19 protein-coding genes are annotated in these 15759 nt (G+C 42.3%); 14 read left to right on the forward strand and 5 right to left on the reverse strand.

The features are described 5' to 3' along the window. Positions 1-18 precede the first annotated feature (18 nt). Positions 19-351, forward strand: coding sequence for a thioredoxin family protein (locus MKY93_RS08650; RefSeq protein ID WP_340758798.1), 333 nt, complete (start codon positions 19-21; stop codon positions 349-351). Continuing rightward, positions 344-859, forward strand: a complete 516-nt coding sequence (locus tag MKY93_RS08655) for a CcdC family protein (protein WP_340758799.1) — start codon at positions 344-346, stop codon at positions 857-859. The genes MKY93_RS08650 and MKY93_RS08655 overlap by 8 nt, the downstream gene beginning before the upstream one ends. A gap of 59 nt (positions 860-918) precedes the next feature. Here the strand turns inward: MKY93_RS08655 and MKY93_RS08660 are convergent, their stop codons facing one another. Continuing rightward, on the reverse strand, positions 919-1329 hold the full coding sequence (locus MKY93_RS08660; RefSeq protein WP_040758759.1) for a DUF2621 domain-containing protein: 411 nt from the start codon (positions 1327-1329) through the stop codon (positions 919-921). 132 nt (positions 1330-1461) lie between these two features. Between MKY93_RS08660 and MKY93_RS08665 the strand changes: the two genes are divergently transcribed. The 5 genes from MKY93_RS08665 to MKY93_RS08685 all read left to right on the forward strand — a co-directional run bounded on the left by MKY93_RS08665 (position 1462) and on the right by MKY93_RS08685 (position 3545). After that, positions 1462-1686, forward strand: a complete 225-nt coding sequence (locus tag MKY93_RS08665) for a DUF1659 domain-containing protein (RefSeq protein WP_340758800.1) — start codon at positions 1462-1464, stop codon at positions 1684-1686. A 23-nt stretch (positions 1687-1709) separates the two neighbouring features. Continuing rightward, complete coding sequence (locus MKY93_RS08670; RefSeq protein ID WP_009496707.1) at positions 1710-1928, forward strand: DUF2922 domain-containing protein; 219 nt, start codon at positions 1710-1712, stop codon at positions 1926-1928. A 76-nt stretch (positions 1929-2004) separates the two neighbouring features. Then, on the forward strand, positions 2005-2133 hold the full coding sequence (locus MKY93_RS08675; RefSeq protein ID WP_078816612.1) for a YvrJ family protein: 129 nt from the start codon (positions 2005-2007) through the stop codon (positions 2131-2133). Between the two features lie 120 nt (positions 2134-2253). Continuing rightward, positions 2254-2844 (forward strand): SCO family protein, encoded by a 591-nt coding sequence (locus tag MKY93_RS08680; protein ID WP_009496695.1) that lies wholly within the window; start codon positions 2254-2256, stop codon positions 2842-2844. 20 nt (positions 2845-2864) lie between these two features. Further along, entirely contained in the window at positions 2865-3545 is a 681-nt protein-coding gene (locus MKY93_RS08685) for a lytic transglycosylase domain-containing protein (protein WP_009496693.1), read from the forward strand. 48 nt (positions 3546-3593) lie between these two features. Here MKY93_RS08685 and MKY93_RS08690 read toward each other — a convergent pair whose 3' ends face one another. Together MKY93_RS08690 and MKY93_RS08695 are read right to left on the reverse strand one after the other, a co-directional pair. Next, a complete protein-coding gene (locus MKY93_RS08690) occupies positions 3594-3848 on the reverse strand; it encodes a GlsB/YeaQ/YmgE family stress response membrane protein (protein WP_009496691.1) in 255 nt (84 codons plus the stop codon). A 145-nt stretch (positions 3849-3993) separates the two neighbouring features. Further along, positions 3994-4551: a cysteine hydrolase family protein gene (locus MKY93_RS08695; protein WP_340758801.1), complete on the reverse strand. Its 558-nt coding sequence runs from the start codon at positions 4549-4551 to the stop codon at positions 3994-3996. Positions 4552-5062: 511 nt separating this feature from the next. Here MKY93_RS08695 and acnA point away from each other — a divergent pair. From acnA to MKY93_RS08710, 3 genes are all read left to right on the forward strand, one after another. Continuing rightward, a complete protein-coding gene (gene acnA / locus MKY93_RS08700; RefSeq protein WP_040758102.1) occupies positions 5063-7777 on the forward strand; it encodes an aconitate hydratase AcnA in 2715 nt (904 codons plus the stop codon). Between the two features lie 120 nt (positions 7778-7897). Further along, positions 7898-8323 carry an acyl-CoA thioesterase gene (locus MKY93_RS08705; RefSeq protein WP_340758802.1) on the forward strand — a complete coding sequence of 142 codons (426 nt, stop codon included), beginning with the start codon at positions 7898-7900 and terminating at the stop codon, positions 8321-8323. After that, positions 8323-8637, forward strand: coding sequence for a hypothetical protein (locus tag MKY93_RS08710; RefSeq protein ID WP_009496683.1), 315 nt, complete (start codon positions 8323-8325; stop codon positions 8635-8637). The genes MKY93_RS08705 and MKY93_RS08710 overlap by 1 nt, the downstream gene beginning before the upstream one ends. A gap of 28 nt (positions 8638-8665) precedes the next feature. Here the strand turns inward: MKY93_RS08710 and MKY93_RS08715 are convergent, their stop codons facing one another. Together MKY93_RS08715 and plsY are read right to left on the reverse strand one after the other, a co-directional pair. Beyond that, positions 8666-8962, reverse strand: coding sequence for a HesB/YadR/YfhF family protein (locus tag MKY93_RS08715; RefSeq protein ID WP_040758101.1), 297 nt, complete (start codon positions 8960-8962; stop codon positions 8666-8668). Positions 8963-8989: 27 nt separating this feature from the next. Further along, the gene (gene plsY, locus MKY93_RS08720) at positions 8990-9592 is read right to left on the reverse strand and encodes a glycerol-3-phosphate 1-O-acyltransferase PlsY (RefSeq protein WP_078816614.1); all 603 of its coding nucleotides are present in this window, start codon (positions 9590-9592) and stop codon (positions 8990-8992) included. Positions 9593-9818: 226 nt separating this feature from the next. Between plsY and parE the strand changes: the two genes are divergently transcribed. The 4 genes from parE to MKY93_RS08740 all read left to right on the forward strand — a co-directional run bounded on the left by parE (position 9819) and on the right by MKY93_RS08740 (position 15674). Next, the gene (parE, locus tag MKY93_RS08725) at positions 9819-11834 is read left to right on the forward strand and encodes a DNA topoisomerase IV subunit B (RefSeq protein WP_009496677.1); all 2016 of its coding nucleotides are present in this window, start codon (positions 9819-9821) and stop codon (positions 11832-11834) included. Then, positions 11831-14257 (forward strand): DNA topoisomerase IV subunit A, encoded by a 2427-nt coding sequence (parC, locus tag MKY93_RS08730; RefSeq protein WP_340758803.1) that lies wholly within the window; start codon positions 11831-11833, stop codon positions 14255-14257. The genes parE and parC overlap by 4 nt, the downstream gene beginning before the upstream one ends. 324 nt (positions 14258-14581) lie before the next feature. Next, complete coding sequence (locus tag MKY93_RS08735; RefSeq protein ID WP_009496672.1) at positions 14582-15160, forward strand: cupin domain-containing protein; 579 nt, start codon at positions 14582-14584, stop codon at positions 15158-15160. A gap of 133 nt (positions 15161-15293) precedes the next feature. After that, positions 15294-15674, forward strand: coding sequence for a VOC family protein (locus tag MKY93_RS08740; protein ID WP_009496670.1), 381 nt, complete (start codon positions 15294-15296; stop codon positions 15672-15674). Positions 15675-15759 lie beyond the last annotated feature (85 nt).

The raw sequence follows: 15759 nt of genomic DNA on the forward strand, positions 1-15759 counted from the left end.
ACAGAAAAGAGGTGTACTATGCAGGAACTTACTTCTTTTGAAGAATGGCAACACGTATTGAACGAATCCAAGCAATTACTATTGTTCGTCAAGACCCATCATTGTTCTGTTTGTGAAGGGCTATACCCTCAAGTGGCGGCACTTGAAAGTCGTTATCCTTTTCCTTTTTACAGAGTCAATGCAGCGGAAGTTCCTGAACTGGCTGGCCAGCTGGCACTCTTTACAGCACCTGTCGTATTGCTGTTTCATCAGAAGAAAGAACTGGCTCGTTTTGCTCGAATTGTCCCGATGAATGACTTGACGAAACGGATGGATGAACTGGTTGAGTGGGGGAACATAGAGGATGCTTAAGTTACAAGAGTGGGTAGATTATATTTTCACAAGCATTCCGCCGGTTTATTTGATTATTGGCTCTACCGTGATTTTTATTGTCATGACGACATTTGTCTATACAATGCGTGCAAGAGCCGCGAGTAAACCCATTCAGGCGAAGAAGATCATTCTGCCGCCGTTGTTCATGTCTACTGGAATGCTGATGTTCTTGTTCGATGAATTTCAAGTGCCATGGATACAAGTGCTGGAAGCAAGCCTCGTGGGATTGGTTTTCTCTGCTGTTCTCATTAAAACCACAATGTTTGAAATGAAGGAAGACGGAATTTACTTGAAGAAATCGAAAGCTTTCCTCGTGATCCTATTCAGCTTGTTGATTTTACGGATGGTCGGCAAGCTCGTGCTCAGCAGTTCGATAGATGTAGGAGAATTAGGTGGCATGTTTTTCATATTGGCATTCTCGATGATTTTGCCATGGAGAGTCGGCATGCTTGTGAAATTTAAAAAGCTTGAAAAGAGCGCAAACTAAAAGCAATCTGTCCATTGATCACTTTTGATCGTTTGGACAGATTGCTTTTTTATCATTTATTAGCCGAATAAATGTTCATACGGCTGCATGTCGACTTCCATCTCATTCAGCTTTTTACGCAGAAAATTATGGTCTCGTTTGGGTGTCGCAAGAATATAGCCTTTAATAATATGGTCGAATTCAATTGTTTTTGCTCGGTCTTCTAGCGCAATTTGGCCAATTTTAGAAGCGATCTTTTGTTTTGCTACATCCCGGAATAGTTCAGGAACCGGTGTAACCAATTCATTCAACATACCCTTTGCTTCCGTATTCCATAAATGCAGGGATTCATTGACATAATGCTCTTCCCAATCGAGCGTCGATTTGCCGTCTTCTTTCGGAAAGACTTTAAGAAACTTTCGGAACATAAAGAATCCGCCGATACCGAATAAGCCAATTAGTACAACGCCCCAAAATAGGATAAACCACATAAATAGGTCTTGCACTGTTTTTCACCTCTTCCATTCTACTATCCATTATAAAAGCATTTCGAAAATATTTCACTAACAAAGTATCTTTTTTGTTCTTTCGTTCTATGTAAGGGATGAAAGGAGGTGAGACATATGGCAGCTTCACTAGAATTCAATCAGGCAGTAGGCAAGATTCACTTCAATGCAGGGACGAATGAAAAGGGCAACATCATTCGTAAGGTAAAGACGTATAAACACATTACAAGAGAGTCTTCTGCAACGGACTTGAATGTAGCATTCACGCAATTAGCGTCACTTTCTAGCTATTTGATGATGAAGGCGGAGAAAGTGGTAACGGAAGAAGTACAGAAAGACTAAAAAACAAAAGGAGGAATTCACACATGGCAAAAGTATTAGAATTGACATTTCTGACTGCAGTAGAAACACCGGTCAAACTAACGGTCGATGAGCCGCGAGAGGACATCACGGAAGAGCAAGTTGAGTCGGTCATGCAGCGAGTGATCGAAAGTGGCGTCTTTGTGGCAGATGACTCTCAACTCGCGTCTATTAAAAGTGCACGGATCGTTGAGCGGGATGCGCGCACCATATTGACTCGTTAGTAATGAAAGAAAACCGGCATTCAGTTCTCTACTGGACGCCGGTTTTTTTACTTTGAAAAGAGAGGAGGAGTGGACTATGGAGCAATGGCTGCAACTGATCCAGGATATCGGGTTTCCGGTCTTTGTATCGTTTTACCTGTTACATCGTTTGGAAGTAAAGCTGGAAGCGATCCATGAAGTTCTCTCAGATATTAAAAACCGCTGAACTTCATCAGAACTTCATGAAACCGTCAATGTTTAGCCAAATAGGAACAGAGCTCCGCCTTGTTTGGCAAACGAACTTTCGATATGATAAAGTGACTATCAGAAGCTGGAGGAATTGATTATGAAGAAAAAGTTTTTTGTACCGCTGATGCTTATTTTTGTACTCATGCTTAGTGCGTGTGGCGGCGGATTCAAAGCGGACCATAAGTATAAGGTGGAACCATTTGAATTTACCAATCAAAATCATGAAAAAGTATCGAATGAAGACTTGAAAGGTGATGTGTGGTTGGCACAGTTCATTTTTACGGTCTGTACGTCTGCCTGTCCTCCAATGATGAATAATATGGTGGAGTTGCAGGAAAATTTACAAGCAGAAGGTGTGGAGGATTACAAAATCGTATCCTTCAGCATTGACCCTGATGTCGATACACCGGAAGCTTTGAAGGAGTATATGCAAGCATTTGGCCCTCCTGATGAAAGTAAATGGGAGATGCTAACGGGATATGATATGAAAACAATTGAGAAGCTAGCGGCCAGTTCATTTAAGACTGCTGTAAAAGACATCCCAAATAGTGATCAAGTTTTACACGGTACTGCTTTTGGCTTAGTTAACCAAAAAGGCGAGGTTGTAAAACTATATGATGGGTATAGCGACGTACCATATGATACAATCGTCAAAGACATGAAAGAATTGATTAAAGAAGGTAACTAATTTTAGAAAGAGGTGGGGCAATGAAGAAAAAGAAGGTCAGCCGGTCGATCCGCATCAAAGTCGCCTTCTTGATCTTATTAATTCCCGTTGCCGTCACCGTCTTCACGATTGCTGCGATACTTTGGACGAGCATTGAGAAAAGCGATGTCATTCGCAAGTCTGCTTCCACGCTTTTGAGTATCCAGGATCGACAGACAGGAACCGTGATACCTGAAGAGTACATCCCCATCTATATAGCTGCAGCTGAAAAATATGATATCCCATGGACGCTTCTCGCTGCACATCATCGGATCGAGACGAGGTTTTCTACAATGAATACCGATGTTTCACCCGCCGGAGCCGAAGGACCAATGCAGTTCATGCCGTGCACGTTTGTAGGATGGGGTTATCCTGGCTGTAAAGACCTTGGGAAAGGTGATATTCCTCAAAAGGATAAAACGAATCCCGATGTGATAAAGAAATATGGCGGCTATGGTGTAGATGCAAATGGTGACGGTATTGCCGACCCGTTTGATATCGAAGATGCGATATTCAGCGCAGCGAATTATCTCTCCAAAAGTGGAGCAGCAGACGGAGATATAGAAAAAGCGATTTTTCATTACAATCACAGTGAAACCTATGTAGAAGACGTTCTCTGGTATTTTAAGGAATTTGAAGACCAACGCAAGGAAAAAGAATCAAAAATACAAGCAGCTAAATAAAATGTGGAGCCACCGTTAAAGGTAGCTCCACATTTTTTAGCGTCTAATTTAAGATGCTTTGCGCATACTCTTCATAATCAGACTTACGATGAAGACAAGAACAATCGCACCGATTAATGCCGGCAAGAAGTAGAAACTGGAAATCTGAGGACCCCATTCACCCAGCAGCGCACCACCAATCCATGCACCCACGATACCTGCAATAATGTTACCGATAATACCGCCTGGAATATCTCTACCTACGATAAGGCCAGCTAACCAACCGATAATCCCTCCGATAATTAAGAACCAAATAAAACTCATGCTGTTCATCTCCTTTAAAATTTTGTATCTAGTACGTGCTTATTATTTGTATTACCGTCTTTTTAATACATGAAACATCTTTTATTCTGTTTGGCGAAATAAAAAAGTTCAGACAGAGTAATTTCTGTTGAATTTTAAGGGGAAATTAATTAGAGATCACTGTTGCACCAAGCGTGTTTTGGAAATGAGACAATGCCCAGTCATGGCCCGCGGGATTGAAACTTGCGACGCCGCCTTCATGAATAAAAACTTTATAGCCTAGATTGTAAGCGTCTATCGCAGTATGTAAAATGCAGATATCTGTACAGACACCAGTCAAATGGATTTCCCTGATGTCTCGTGCGCGCAATTGGATGTCCAAGTCGGTTCCTGCAAATGCGCTGTATCTGGTTTTATCCATCCAAATGATTTCATCCGAATGTTCACTATATAGATCGTGCATCTTACCATAAAGATTCCGACCGAATGTGCCGCGGATGTTATGGGCGGGGAACAGAGCATTTTCAGGATGATACGGATCGTCTTTTTCATGAAGATCATTAATGACAAAAACAGGCTGCTGCTGTGCAAGAAAATCTTTTGTTAACTGTACGATATGATTCTCCAACGCGATACCGGGTTCACCGCATGTTAAGGCTCCGTCTATAGCCACAAAATCAACTGTATAATCCACGACAAGCAATGCTTTCTTCAATTCCATCATCTCCTTTCTGTTAGTTTGCCATAGTGGCGGTTGAATATCTAGACATATGTAAAGACAACGCGGTGAGAAATTTCTCTTTTCCCAAGGAGAACACCATGAAACTCACTACTCACAAGGCAAATATTAATGCCTTACCAAAGGGGATGTGCCCAGAAAGCGTCCCTGCCTGGAGGGCAAATCCCGAGGAATACACCCGTTCCTCTCTGTGTGTTTCCTTTCCAAATTAGGATATCCATTTTTAAGTGAAAGACTATGAGAGAACTATAAAATGGATTTTCACGAATCTGCCATAATGTAACAAAAAAGCACATTAAAGTAGGAAAAAGTGGTCTATTTGAGAATTGAAAAGACTAATTGAGAATTCTTAATGAAATTTGATTTAGTCATTACCTTTTCTTATGGAGCCCTATAAATTATATGTATTTTACTAATCTCCTTTGCTATACTATGATGGAGTAGAGGAAAGATGTGCATTTATAATCTTTCAGTACATAAAGGAGGAAACCAAATCATGGCAAAAAGCAATTTACACAATAGCCGAAAGTCTTTCGAAGTAAATGGAAAGACGTATAACTACTACCATTTAAAAGCTTTAGAAGAAGCAGGTCTTACAAACGTTTCGAAACTTCCTTATTCAGTGAGAGTATTACTGGAATCTGTTCTTCGTCAACACGACGGATATGTGATCAAAGATGAGCACGTTGAAGACTTGGCGAAATGGGGCTCTGTAGTAAATGCAGATGCTGAAGTGCCATTCAAACCTTCACGCGTAATCCTTCAAGACTTCACAGGAGTACCTGTTGTAGTTGACCTTGCATCTTTACGTTCTGCAATGGATGAATTAGGCGGAGATCCAAACAAGATCAACCCTGAAATTCCAGTAGATTTAGTAATTGACCACTCCGTACAAGTAGACAGCTATGGTACGCCACAAGCTCTTCAAATGAACATGGAGCTTGAATTCGAGCGTAATGCTGAGCGTTACCAATTCTTAAGCTGGGCACAAAAAGCATACGATAACTACCGCGCAGTACCACCTGCAACAGGTATCGTTCACCAAGTAAACCTTGAGTATCTTGCTAACGTTGTCCATGCGGTTGAAAATGAAGATGGATCTTTCGAAACATACCCGGATACACTTGTCGGAACAGACTCCCACACTACAATGATCAACGGTATCGGCGTACTTGGATGGGGTGTTGGCGGTATCGAAGCGGAAGCAGGAATGCTTGGACAACCTTCATACTTCCCGATTCCTGAAGTAGTTGGTGTCAAGTTGGTTGGAGTACTTCCTGAAGGAACTACTGCAACAGACCTAGCACTTAAAGTAACTGAAACGCTTCGTGCACAAGGTGTAGTAGGAAAATTCGTAGAATTCTTCGGTCCTGGCGTATCGAACTTGCCATTGGCTGACCGTGCGACAATCGCAAACATGGCGCCTGAATACGGTGCTACATGTGGATTCTTCCCGGTTGACGAAGAGTCACTGAACTATATGCGCTTAACAGGCCGCGATGAGAACCATATCGAAGTAGTGAAACAATACTTGATCGAAAACGATATGTTCTTCACTCCTGAAAAGGAAGAGCCGAACTTCACAAATGTGGTTGAAATCGATCTAAGTAAAATCGAAGCGAATCTTTCTGGTCCTAAGCGTCCACAAGACTTGATTCCTCTATCTGAAATGCAACAGTCTTTCAAAGACGCAGTAGTTGCACCAGAAGGAACACAAGGCTTTGGTCTTACACCGAAAGAGCTTGAAAAGTCTGGAACGATCAAATTCGAAGATGGACGTAAAGTAGAACTGAAAACTGGTGATGTTGCGATCGCAGCAATTACTTCTTGTACAAACACTTCCAACCCTTACGTTATGTTAGGCGCGGGACTTGTTGCGAAGAAAGCTGTCGAAAAAGGACTTGTTCCTCCAGCATACGTCAAAACTTCATTGGCACCAGGTTCAAAAGTTGTTACTGGCTACTTGAATGATTCCGGCCTATCCGAGTACTTGGACAAAATCGGATTCAACACAGTTGGTTACGGATGTACAACATGTATCGGTAACTCCGGTCCATTGCTTCCTGAAATCGAAAAAACAATCGGTGACGAAGATCTACTCGTGACTTCTGTTCTTTCCGGTAACCGTAACTTCGAAGGACGCGTACACCCATTTGTTAAAGCGAACTACTTGGCTTCACCTCCACTAGTTGTTGCATATGCACTAGCTGGAACAGTGAACATTGATTTCGCAAAAGACCCAATCGGTCAAGACAAAGACGGCAACGATGTATTCTTCAAAGACATCTGGCCTTCCACTCAAGAAATTCAGGATGTAGTGAAAGCTACTGTAACGCCTGAATTGTTCCGTAAAGAATATGCGCGCGTATTCACGGAAAACGAAGCATGGAATGCAATCGAAACTACTGATGATTCTCTTTATGATTTTGATGAGTCATCTACTTATATCCAAAACCCTCCATTCTTCGAAAACCTTTCGAAAGAACCGGAAGATATCCAAACACTTGCAGGCTTGCGTGTTATCGGTAAGTTCGGTGATTCCATCACGACTGACCACATTTCACCAGCTGGAGCAATCGGTCTAAATACACCTGCGGGAATCTACTTGCGTGAAAACGGCGTAGAGCCTCGTAACTTCAACTCATACGGATCACGCCGTGGTAACCACGAAGTGATGATGCGCGGTACGTTTGCGAACATTCGTATTCGTAACCAAATCGCTAAAGGTACAGAAGGCGGGTTCACTACGTACTGGCCAACTAAAGAAGTTATGCCGATCTATGATGCAGCTATGAAGTATCAAGAAGATGGCACAGGACTAGTCGTTCTAGGCGGTAAAGACTACGGAATGGGCTCTTCACGTGACTGGGCTGCTAAGGGAACAAACTTGCTTGGAATCAGAGCAGTTATCGTAGAAAGCTTCGAGCGTATTCACCGTTCGAACCTAGTGATGATGGGTGTACTTCCACTTCAATTCATCAATGGCGAGAACATTGAATCTCTTGGCTTAACAGGCGAAGAAGAAATCGCGATCAACATCGCAGAAGGTGTTAAGCCGCGTTCAATCCTGAAAGTCGTAGCGAAAGCTCCAGACGGCAAGGAAACTGAATTTGAAGTACTTGCACGTTTCGATTCTGAAGTTGAAATCGACTACTATCGTCACGGAGGAATCCTGCAAATGGTTCTACGTGATAAGTTGAAATCAAACTAAGTATATGATTTAAGAAAAAGATGTCCGACTTTGTTGGGCATCTTTTTTCGTGTCGTTTGGAATGTTATTGCAAGCAATGTTTTTTTGCGTTCGTTATACTAGAGGATGAGGTGAGTTTGGATGTTTTACAGTGAAAAAGAAATTGAAGTTCGCTATGCGGAAACAGATCAGATGGGTGTCGTGTATCATGCCAATTATTTGATTTGGATGGAGGTTGGACGTACATCGCTCATTCAGGACCTAGGCTTTCATTATGCACAGCTGGAGAAGGATGGCTATTTATCGCCGGTTACCGAGCTGTCAGTGAAGTACAAGACATCCATTACATACGGAGAGACCGTAACCGTCCGGACATGGGTGGAATCGCATGGTAAACTGCGTACCGTCTATGGCTATGAAATCTTGCATGCAGATGGAACGGTTGCTGCAACTGCTGTCTCTGAGCACGTAGTAGTAAAAAAAGACAATTTCCGCCCTGTTTCATTACGGAGAATTCATCCGCAATGGGATGCAAAATATACGAAAGTTCAGCGTGGAGAAGGCTGATGGCTTTCGGAATTAAGCGACAGGAACTGTATGCTTGGAAAAGAGCAGTAGAACAAGGGGAGATTGCTTTTTTAACGCATTATTGGCTAGACGATCGGTTTCCGGATACGAACACAGTCACAAAAGTCGGGTGCAGCGACCTGAAGAAGCTTATCAATTGGGGGAAGCAGTATGGTTTGCGCCAAGAGTGGATTCATGCAAGAGACGAGTACCCGCACTTTGATTTGATGGGTGAACGACAAGTGGAGATTTTGAAACAGGAAAATTGTTTAGATCAATTGACGCGATTAAAAAATGGTAAGAATAACATGTGAGTTATTCTTACCATTTTATGTAGTGATTTTAAGATGCCTTCTCATAGTGAAAAGCAAGTTCTCCATGATTTACATCTGTATCCACATGTAAATCATGACCATCGAAAAACCAAAGATCCCGTTCTTCAATATAGTAATGTATACCATCTATGACCGTTTCCACAGCCAATTCATCGGGAGTTTCTTTCGTTATTCCCATCGAAAAACCGTCGTGCAATGGGCTAGATCCTCCATACCGTGCAAAAAACTTTACATAATCGCCTGAAGAGGCTTCCATTTCATCTTTGAACCAATGAACTGCCTTTTCGGATATATTGATATTCATGATGGGTACGTCCTTTCTTTTCATGATTTACAGCCATTTGATCTTAGGTTCTGTTCCTGCTTTGATGCGGCTGATATTGTCTCGGTGTCGGTAAAAAATGAAGAAGCCCATTAACGCAACGACTAAGAATAAGTATAGGTCTCCTGTCATCAGATAATAGATGAGGCAATAGATGGGTCCGAGAATTGAAACAATGATTGAAGTTAAGGATACCATTTTTGTTAGTTTCAATGCGATCAAAAACGTAATGATGACCAAAAGAAAAATCGGCCAATTGTATCCTAGCAGGACACCGCCTGAGGTGGCCACAGCTTTCCCGCCTTTAAGGTTCGCAAAAAGAGGGAATATATGTCCGAGCACGGCTGCAACCCCGAGCAACAATGGATGCACCGCAGTATCATGAAAGTACGGTAATAAAGGCAATAAAACGGCTGCAGTTCCTTTTAAGATATCGAGCAAGGTGACAACGATCCCTGCTTTTTTTCCGAGAACCCGGAAAGTGTTCGTAGCACCCATATTTCCGCTGCCATGCTGCCTGACGTCCGTTTGATAAAAAATCTTCCCGATCCACAAAGCGGAAGGAATCGACCCAAGCAGATAGGCTGCCAGAATGATCATATAATTTTCCATAATGAACCCCTTTTGCGTGATTAAATGTTTGCATTAAGTTTAGCAGAAGAGTAAGTTCTGGACAATGACTGATTTGTGCAGGTTGAGAACGCTTTTAAAAAATATCTGTCGGAAGATGTCGTTCATTAGGTTGTCACCTTTTCCGCGTTGCAATCCTAAGATTTCTTCTATACAATAGGTTGAGCTGAAACAAAACGTTGATTTGACAAGGTTTATCAGAAGATGTATGATAAAATTAAGAGAACATTTGTTTGACGGGGGTTTCATTTTGACGAAACAGAAAATACAAAATACGTATGATGATAGTTCCATTCAAATTTTAGAAGGCTTAGAAGCTGTTCGAAAAAGACCGGGAATGTACATTGGTTCCACGGATACTCGAGGGCTTCATCATTTAGTTTACGAGATAGTCGACAACTCGGTAGACGAAGCGTTAGCAGGGTTCGGAGCAGAGATTGATGTGACGATTCACTCTGATGGCAGTGTCAGTGTTCGAGATTATGGACGAGGCATGCCAACAGGTTTGCATCAGTCCGGGAAGCCTACAGCGGAAGTCATTTTAACTGTACTGCATGCAGGCGGTAAATTCGGACAAGGCGGCTATAAGACAAGCGGCGGATTGCATGGTGTAGGCGCATCCGTGGTTAACGCCTTATCTGAATGGTTGGAAGTGACGATCTTTCGGGAAGGCAAAAAGTTCCGTCAGCGTTTTGAAAACGGCGGACATCCTGCTACTACGCTAGAGCAAATCGGCACGACAAAAGAAACGGGCACGATCATTCATTTCAAACCGGACAAAAAAATCTTTTCAACGATCAAATATCAATATGACACACTAGCTGAGAGATTACGTGAGTCAGCTTTTTTATTGAAAGGATTAAAGATTGTCCTGCAAGAAGAAGGTACCGATAAAAAAGATGTTTTTCATTACGAATCAGGTATTGAAGCGTTTATCGAGTATTTGAATGAAGAGAAGGATGTTCTGCATGACGTTGCATATCTAGAAGGTGAAGTGGAAGGCATTGAAGTCGAATTCGCCTTCCAGTTTAGCGATGGCTATGCGGAAACTATTCTTTCGTTCGTCAATAATGTCCGGACGAAAGACGGAGGGACACATGAAACAGGCGCTAAAGCAGCGATGACACGTGTTGTTAATGAGTATGCACGCAAGACCGGTTTGCTGAAGGAAAAGGATAAGAACCTGGACGGCGCGGATATCCGAGAAGGGATTGCAGCGATTGTCTCTGTTCGTATCCCGGAAGAAATTCTGCAGTTTGAAGGCCAGACGAAAGGCAAGCTCGGAACGAGTGAAGCCCGTACCGCGACGGACGCAGTAGTGTCTCAAAAGTTACTCTACTTCTTGGAAGAAAATGCTGAATTAAGTGCGAATCTTGTGCGTAAAGCGATCCGTGCACATCAAGCCCGCGAAGCAGCAAGAAAAGCGAGAGAAGATGCACGTTCCGGCAAAAAACGCAGAAAATCCGATACATTATTATCAGGAAAACTGACACCTGCCCAGTCCCGTAATGCAGCTAAAAATGAATTATATCTAGTGGAAGGTGACTCTGCAGGCGGTTCTGCAAAACAAGGACGTGATCGTACGTTCCAAGCGATTCTGCCGCTGCGTGGTAAAGTCATCAATACGGAAAAAGCCAAGCTCGAAGACATCATGAAAAATGAAGAGATCAACACAATTATTCATGCGATCGGTGCAGGAGTCGGAGCAGATTTTCAAATCGAAAACGCTGCATACGACAAAATCATTATTATGACGGATGCCGATACAGACGGCGCCCATATCCAAGTATTATTGCTGACATTCTTTTACCGCTATATGAAACCTTTGATCGAAGCAGGGAAAGTGTATATCGCACTGCCGCCATTGTTCAAAGTGTTCAAAGGGTCAGGCAAGAGCGAGAAGCTGGAGTATGCGTGGACAGAAGACGATCTGGATGAAGCGATGAAGAAGATCGGTAAAGGCTATATGCTCCAGCGCTATAAAGGGCTTGGAGAAATGAATGCTGACCAATTATGGGAGACGACGATGAATCCGGAAACACGGACACTCATACGTGTGACGATTGAAGACGGTGCGAAATCCGAACGTCGTGTCACGACATTAATGGGTGATAAAGTGGAGCCGCGTCGAAAATGGATCGAAGAAAATGTCGATTTCGGCTTAATTGAAGAACATAATATATTAGATAATGCATTTATACATGTTGAGGGGGATATGGAATGACCCATTCAGAAACTTTTCAAGATCTTCCCTTAGAAGAAGTGATTGGCGACCGATTTGGGCGTTACAGTAAATACATCATTCAAGACCGTGCGATTCCCGATGCCAGAGATGGTTTAAAACCAGTTCAGCGTCGGATTTTATATGCGATGTATCATGAAGGAAATACCCATGATAAAGCATTTCGTAAATCGGCAAAAACAGTCGGTAATGTCATTGGTAACTACCATCCGCACGGTGACACATCTGTTTACGATGCGATGGTACGGATGAGTCAACACTGGAAGCTGCGCCATGAAATGATTGATATGCACGGAAATAACGGATCTGTTGACGGCGATTCAGCTGCGGCAATGCGTTATACGGAAGCAAGACTATCTGCCATTGCCAGTGAAATGTTGCGCGATATCCGTAAAGAAACGGTTGATTTCGCTCCAAACTTTGATGATACGGAACTTGAGCCGACGGTCTTGCCGGGACGCTTTCCTAATCTACTTGTCAACGGAGCGACAGGTATTTCAGCAGGCTATGCGACAGACATTCCGCCTCATGCTTTGCATGAAGTCATCGATGCGGTCTTTATGCGACTAAAAAATCCCGAAGCTAGCGTTGAAGACTTAATGACCGTGCTTCCAGGACCGGATTTTCCAACAGGCGCCATTATTCAAGGAACCGACGGCATACGCAATGCGTACAAGACAGGCAAAGGACGCTTTGTTATCCGCGCTACGTGGGAAATCGAGCAGTTGAAAGCCGGTAAATCACAAATTGTCGTTACGGAAATACCGTATGACGTCAATAAAGCGAACTTAGTGAAAAAAATGGATGAATTGCGCCATGACCGCAAATTGGATGGAATTGCAGAAATTCGTGATGAATCCGACCGGACCGGATTGCGAATTGTGGTGGAACTGAAGAAGGATATGGACGGCAATGCCATCATGCAATATTTATTGAAACATACCGATCTGCAGATCACGTACAACTTCAATATGATTGCGATTGCCGGAAGACGTCCTATGCTCATGTCGCTTCCAATGCTGCTCGATGCGTATATCGATCACCAAAAAGAAGTCATTACAAGACGCTCCACATATGATATTCGAAAGGCAAAAGACCGTTTGCATATCGTGGATGGCTTAATGAAAGCCTTGTCTATACTGGATGAGGTCATTAAGACCATTCGTGCGTCAAAAGATAAAAAAGATGCGAAACGAAACTTGATCGATGCATATCAATTTACGGAAGTCCAAGCCGAAGCAATTGTTTCTTTGCAGTTATATCGTCTGACGAATACGGATATCACCGAATTGAAAGAGGAAAAAGAAGAACTGCGCATGTTGATTAATGAACTGGAAGAAATTCTTGCAAGTGAGAAGAAACTTGTAGCTGTTCTGGTGAAAGAACTGAAGGCTATTCGCAAACAGTTCTCTGAACCGCGACGTTCTGTAATTGAAGAAAAAATAGAAGAGTTGAAAGTGGACTTGGATATTTTAGTGCCAAGCGAGGAAGTCATGGTGTCTGTAACGAAAGGCGGCTATATTAAGCGCACTAGCATGCGCTCGTATTCGGCGTCGAATGGTACAGGCCAGGAGATGAAGGAATCCGATTATAATTTATTGGAAGCTGCGATGAATACACAGCATCATCTCTTATTGTTCACGTCATCCGGGAATTATATCTATCAGCCTGTCCACGAGCTCCCTGATATCCGCTGGCGCGACTTAGGGCAGCATCTATCAAGTGTTGTCGGACTTGAGCCGAATGAAGAGCTGGTGGACGTTATCGGGCTCGAAACGTTTGATGAAAACTTGAGTATATTAACTGCAGCTTCAAACGGCAATGTGAAATTATCTAAACTGACCGACTTCCAGGTACAGCGCTATAATCGTTCATTCAAAGCAATGAATGTGAAAAAAGGCGAGACACTCGTAGGTGCGCAGGTGGTCACAGGTCAAGAAGACGTGTTATTAGTAAGCAAGCAAGCATATGCATTGCGATTCTCTTTATCTGAATTGGCCATCACTGGCATACGTACAGGAGGCGTCAGAGGGCTTCATTTGAAGGCAGAAGACGAGCTGGTAGCATTTGAAGTGATTACAGAGCAAGTCAAGAATATTTTCGTTGCGACTCAGCGCGGGTCGGTGAAAAGAATGAACATTTCAGAGTTCGAAGTGGCTTCACGAGCACTTAGAGGCGTAACGGTACTAAAAGAGTTGAAATCCAATCCATATCGGGTTGTGGATATGAAGGCAGTGAAGGAAGACGAACAATTTGTATTATTGACGACAAAAGACCAAAAAATTGAGATTGATCCGATGTCATTGAAGAATACGAATCGACAATCCACTGGTAGTTCTATTGTGGACGAAGCGAAAGAAGGAAAGATTGTCCAAGTGGCTGTAATAAAGAAGGAAGATAAATAAAAACAGAAACCCGCCCTTTCATCGTCAGATCAAGTAAATGTGCAGCGGGCATTTGGCAAGGATCTTCTCATTGTCTTTCTTAGATATCTGGTAGCATTGGCACAAGATATGGAAATTTGGAATATGCAGTACAATTATGCTGATAAAAGATTTTTTTCACGGAGCGTAATTACAGAAAACACTAAATTCTTACATGCTTTATAAGTTGAATGGAAAACTAAGTCAGTAGGCTGTCGAAGCCAAATATCAGTATCGATAATAACAACCTAACTACCTAGTGCATATGCTAAGTTTATGATCATATGGATTAGGAGGTATATTACAGTGAATAACCCTTATTTTATGTATCCTTGTCTAAACCTTTGTTACAGTTATGTACCAATGTGTAACTGTAATACTATTTGGAATTACGGCTATTGGAATATTTCAGATGCAGCGGACACTCCGAACCATTCTTTAACGTATCCAAATAATTTTAGAAATACAAGCGATCTCGTGTTAAAAGATCATGGAGAAAACCCTTTTGTAGTAAACATCAGTCAGGCTGCCAAGCAAAATAATACCTATCGTGACGCTATCTGGACCGGAAAACACCTACAAGTTACCTTAATGAGTATTAACGTTGGGGAAGATATAGGATTGGAGATTCATCCAGACGTTGACCAATTCCTGCGCATAGAGGAAGGCCAAGGACTTGTCCAGATGGGAAAAAGCAAGAATAACCTAAACTATGTAAGAAACGTCGGTAATGATTCTGCCATTATGATACCCGCTGGTATATGGCATAATGTAACCAATACGGGTAATTCTCCGTTAAAGCTTTATTCAATCTATGCACCGCCGCACCACCCATTCGGTACCGTTCAAGAAACGAAAGCTGATGCAGAAGCCGAGGAACATTAAGACGTGAATGAATGATCAATTTCGTTGTACTTTGACGGAATTGATCATTTTTAATTTTGCTGTTATACTTGAAAGTTTTAAGAATCGATCATTGAAAACGGGTAAACAATAAAAGGTAAAAGGAGAAACGTGAATGATTACTAAAATCGGTCAAATTATGCTTTATGTAACTAATCAACAAGAAGCAGTTGATTTCTGGACGAAAAAAGTAGGCTTTATTATCGTTGCGGAAGAAAATGGACAAGGAATGAGATGGATTGAAATAGCTCCCTCAAAGGATGCGGAGACCAGCATCGTATTACACAATAAAGAAGTAATTGCTAAGATGTCTCCTGAGTTAAATCTTAGTACTCCATCTTTGATGTTTACAACAGAAAACCTCGATAAATTATATAACGACTTAGCAAATCAACGTGTTACTGTCGGAGAGATTATGGAAATGCCGACTGGTAGGGTGTTTAACTTTGCCGATAGTGAACAAAATTATTTTGCAGTTGTGGAAAAAAGTAACTAACATTTTCAAGTTTCAAGAAATGATGCCAGATCCTAAACAACTTCGAATTGTTTAGGATCTGGCATTTTTTCGAGAATAGGCCTCT

Source organism: Sporosarcina sp. FSL W7-1283 (assembly GCF_038003105.1).
Classification (GTDB): Bacteria; Bacillota; Bacilli; order Bacillales_A; family Planococcaceae; genus Sporosarcina; species Sporosarcina newyorkensis.

Coding starts and splice junctions, on each gene's coding strand:
- MKY93_RS08685 (WP_009496693.1), top strand. CDS start 2,865: ATGAAGAAAAAGAAGGTCAGCCGGTCGATCCGCATCAAAGTCGCCTTC.
- MKY93_RS08705 (WP_340758802.1), top strand. CDS start 7,898: ATGTTTTACAGTGAAAAAGAAATTGAAGTTCGCTATGCGGAAACAGAT.
- plsY (WP_078816614.1), bottom strand. CDS start 9,592: ATGGAAAATTATATGATCATTCTGGCAGCCTATCTGCTTGGGTCGATT.
- MKY93_RS08740 (WP_009496670.1), top strand. CDS start 15,294: ATGATTACTAAAATCGGTCAAATTATGCTTTATGTAACTAATCAACAA.
- MKY93_RS08675 (WP_078816612.1), top strand. CDS start 2,005: ATGGAGCAATGGCTGCAACTGATCCAGGATATCGGGTTTCCGGTCTTT.
- MKY93_RS08715 (WP_040758101.1), bottom strand. CDS start 8,962: ATGAATATCAATATATCCGAAAAGGCAGTTCATTGGTTCAAAGATGAA.
- parE (WP_009496677.1), top strand. CDS start 9,819: ATGATAAAATTAAGAGAACATTTGTTTGACGGGGGTTTCATTTTGACG.
- MKY93_RS08655 (WP_340758799.1), top strand. CDS start 344: ATGCTTAAGTTACAAGAGTGGGTAGATTATATTTTCACAAGCATTCCG.
- MKY93_RS08690 (WP_009496691.1), bottom strand. CDS start 3,848: ATGAGTTTTATTTGGTTCTTAATTATCGGAGGGATTATCGGTTGGTTA.
- MKY93_RS08665 (WP_340758800.1), top strand. CDS start 1,462: ATGGCAGCTTCACTAGAATTCAATCAGGCAGTAGGCAAGATTCACTTC.
- MKY93_RS08695 (WP_340758801.1), bottom strand. CDS start 4,551: ATGATGGAATTGAAGAAAGCATTGCTTGTCGTGGATTATACAGTTGAT.
- MKY93_RS08670 (WP_009496707.1), top strand. CDS start 1,710: ATGGCAAAAGTATTAGAATTGACATTTCTGACTGCAGTAGAAACACCG.
- MKY93_RS08650 (WP_340758798.1), top strand. CDS start 19: ATGCAGGAACTTACTTCTTTTGAAGAATGGCAACACGTATTGAACGAA.
- acnA (WP_040758102.1), top strand. CDS start 5,063: ATGGCAAAAAGCAATTTACACAATAGCCGAAAGTCTTTCGAAGTAAAT.
- MKY93_RS08660 (WP_040758759.1), bottom strand. CDS start 1,329: ATGTGGTTTATCCTATTTTGGGGCGTTGTACTAATTGGCTTATTCGGT.
- MKY93_RS08710 (WP_009496683.1), top strand. CDS start 8,323: ATGGCTTTCGGAATTAAGCGACAGGAACTGTATGCTTGGAAAAGAGCA.
- MKY93_RS08680 (WP_009496695.1), top strand. CDS start 2,254: ATGAAGAAAAAGTTTTTTGTACCGCTGATGCTTATTTTTGTACTCATG.
- parC (WP_340758803.1), top strand. CDS start 11,831: ATGACCCATTCAGAAACTTTTCAAGATCTTCCCTTAGAAGAAGTGATT.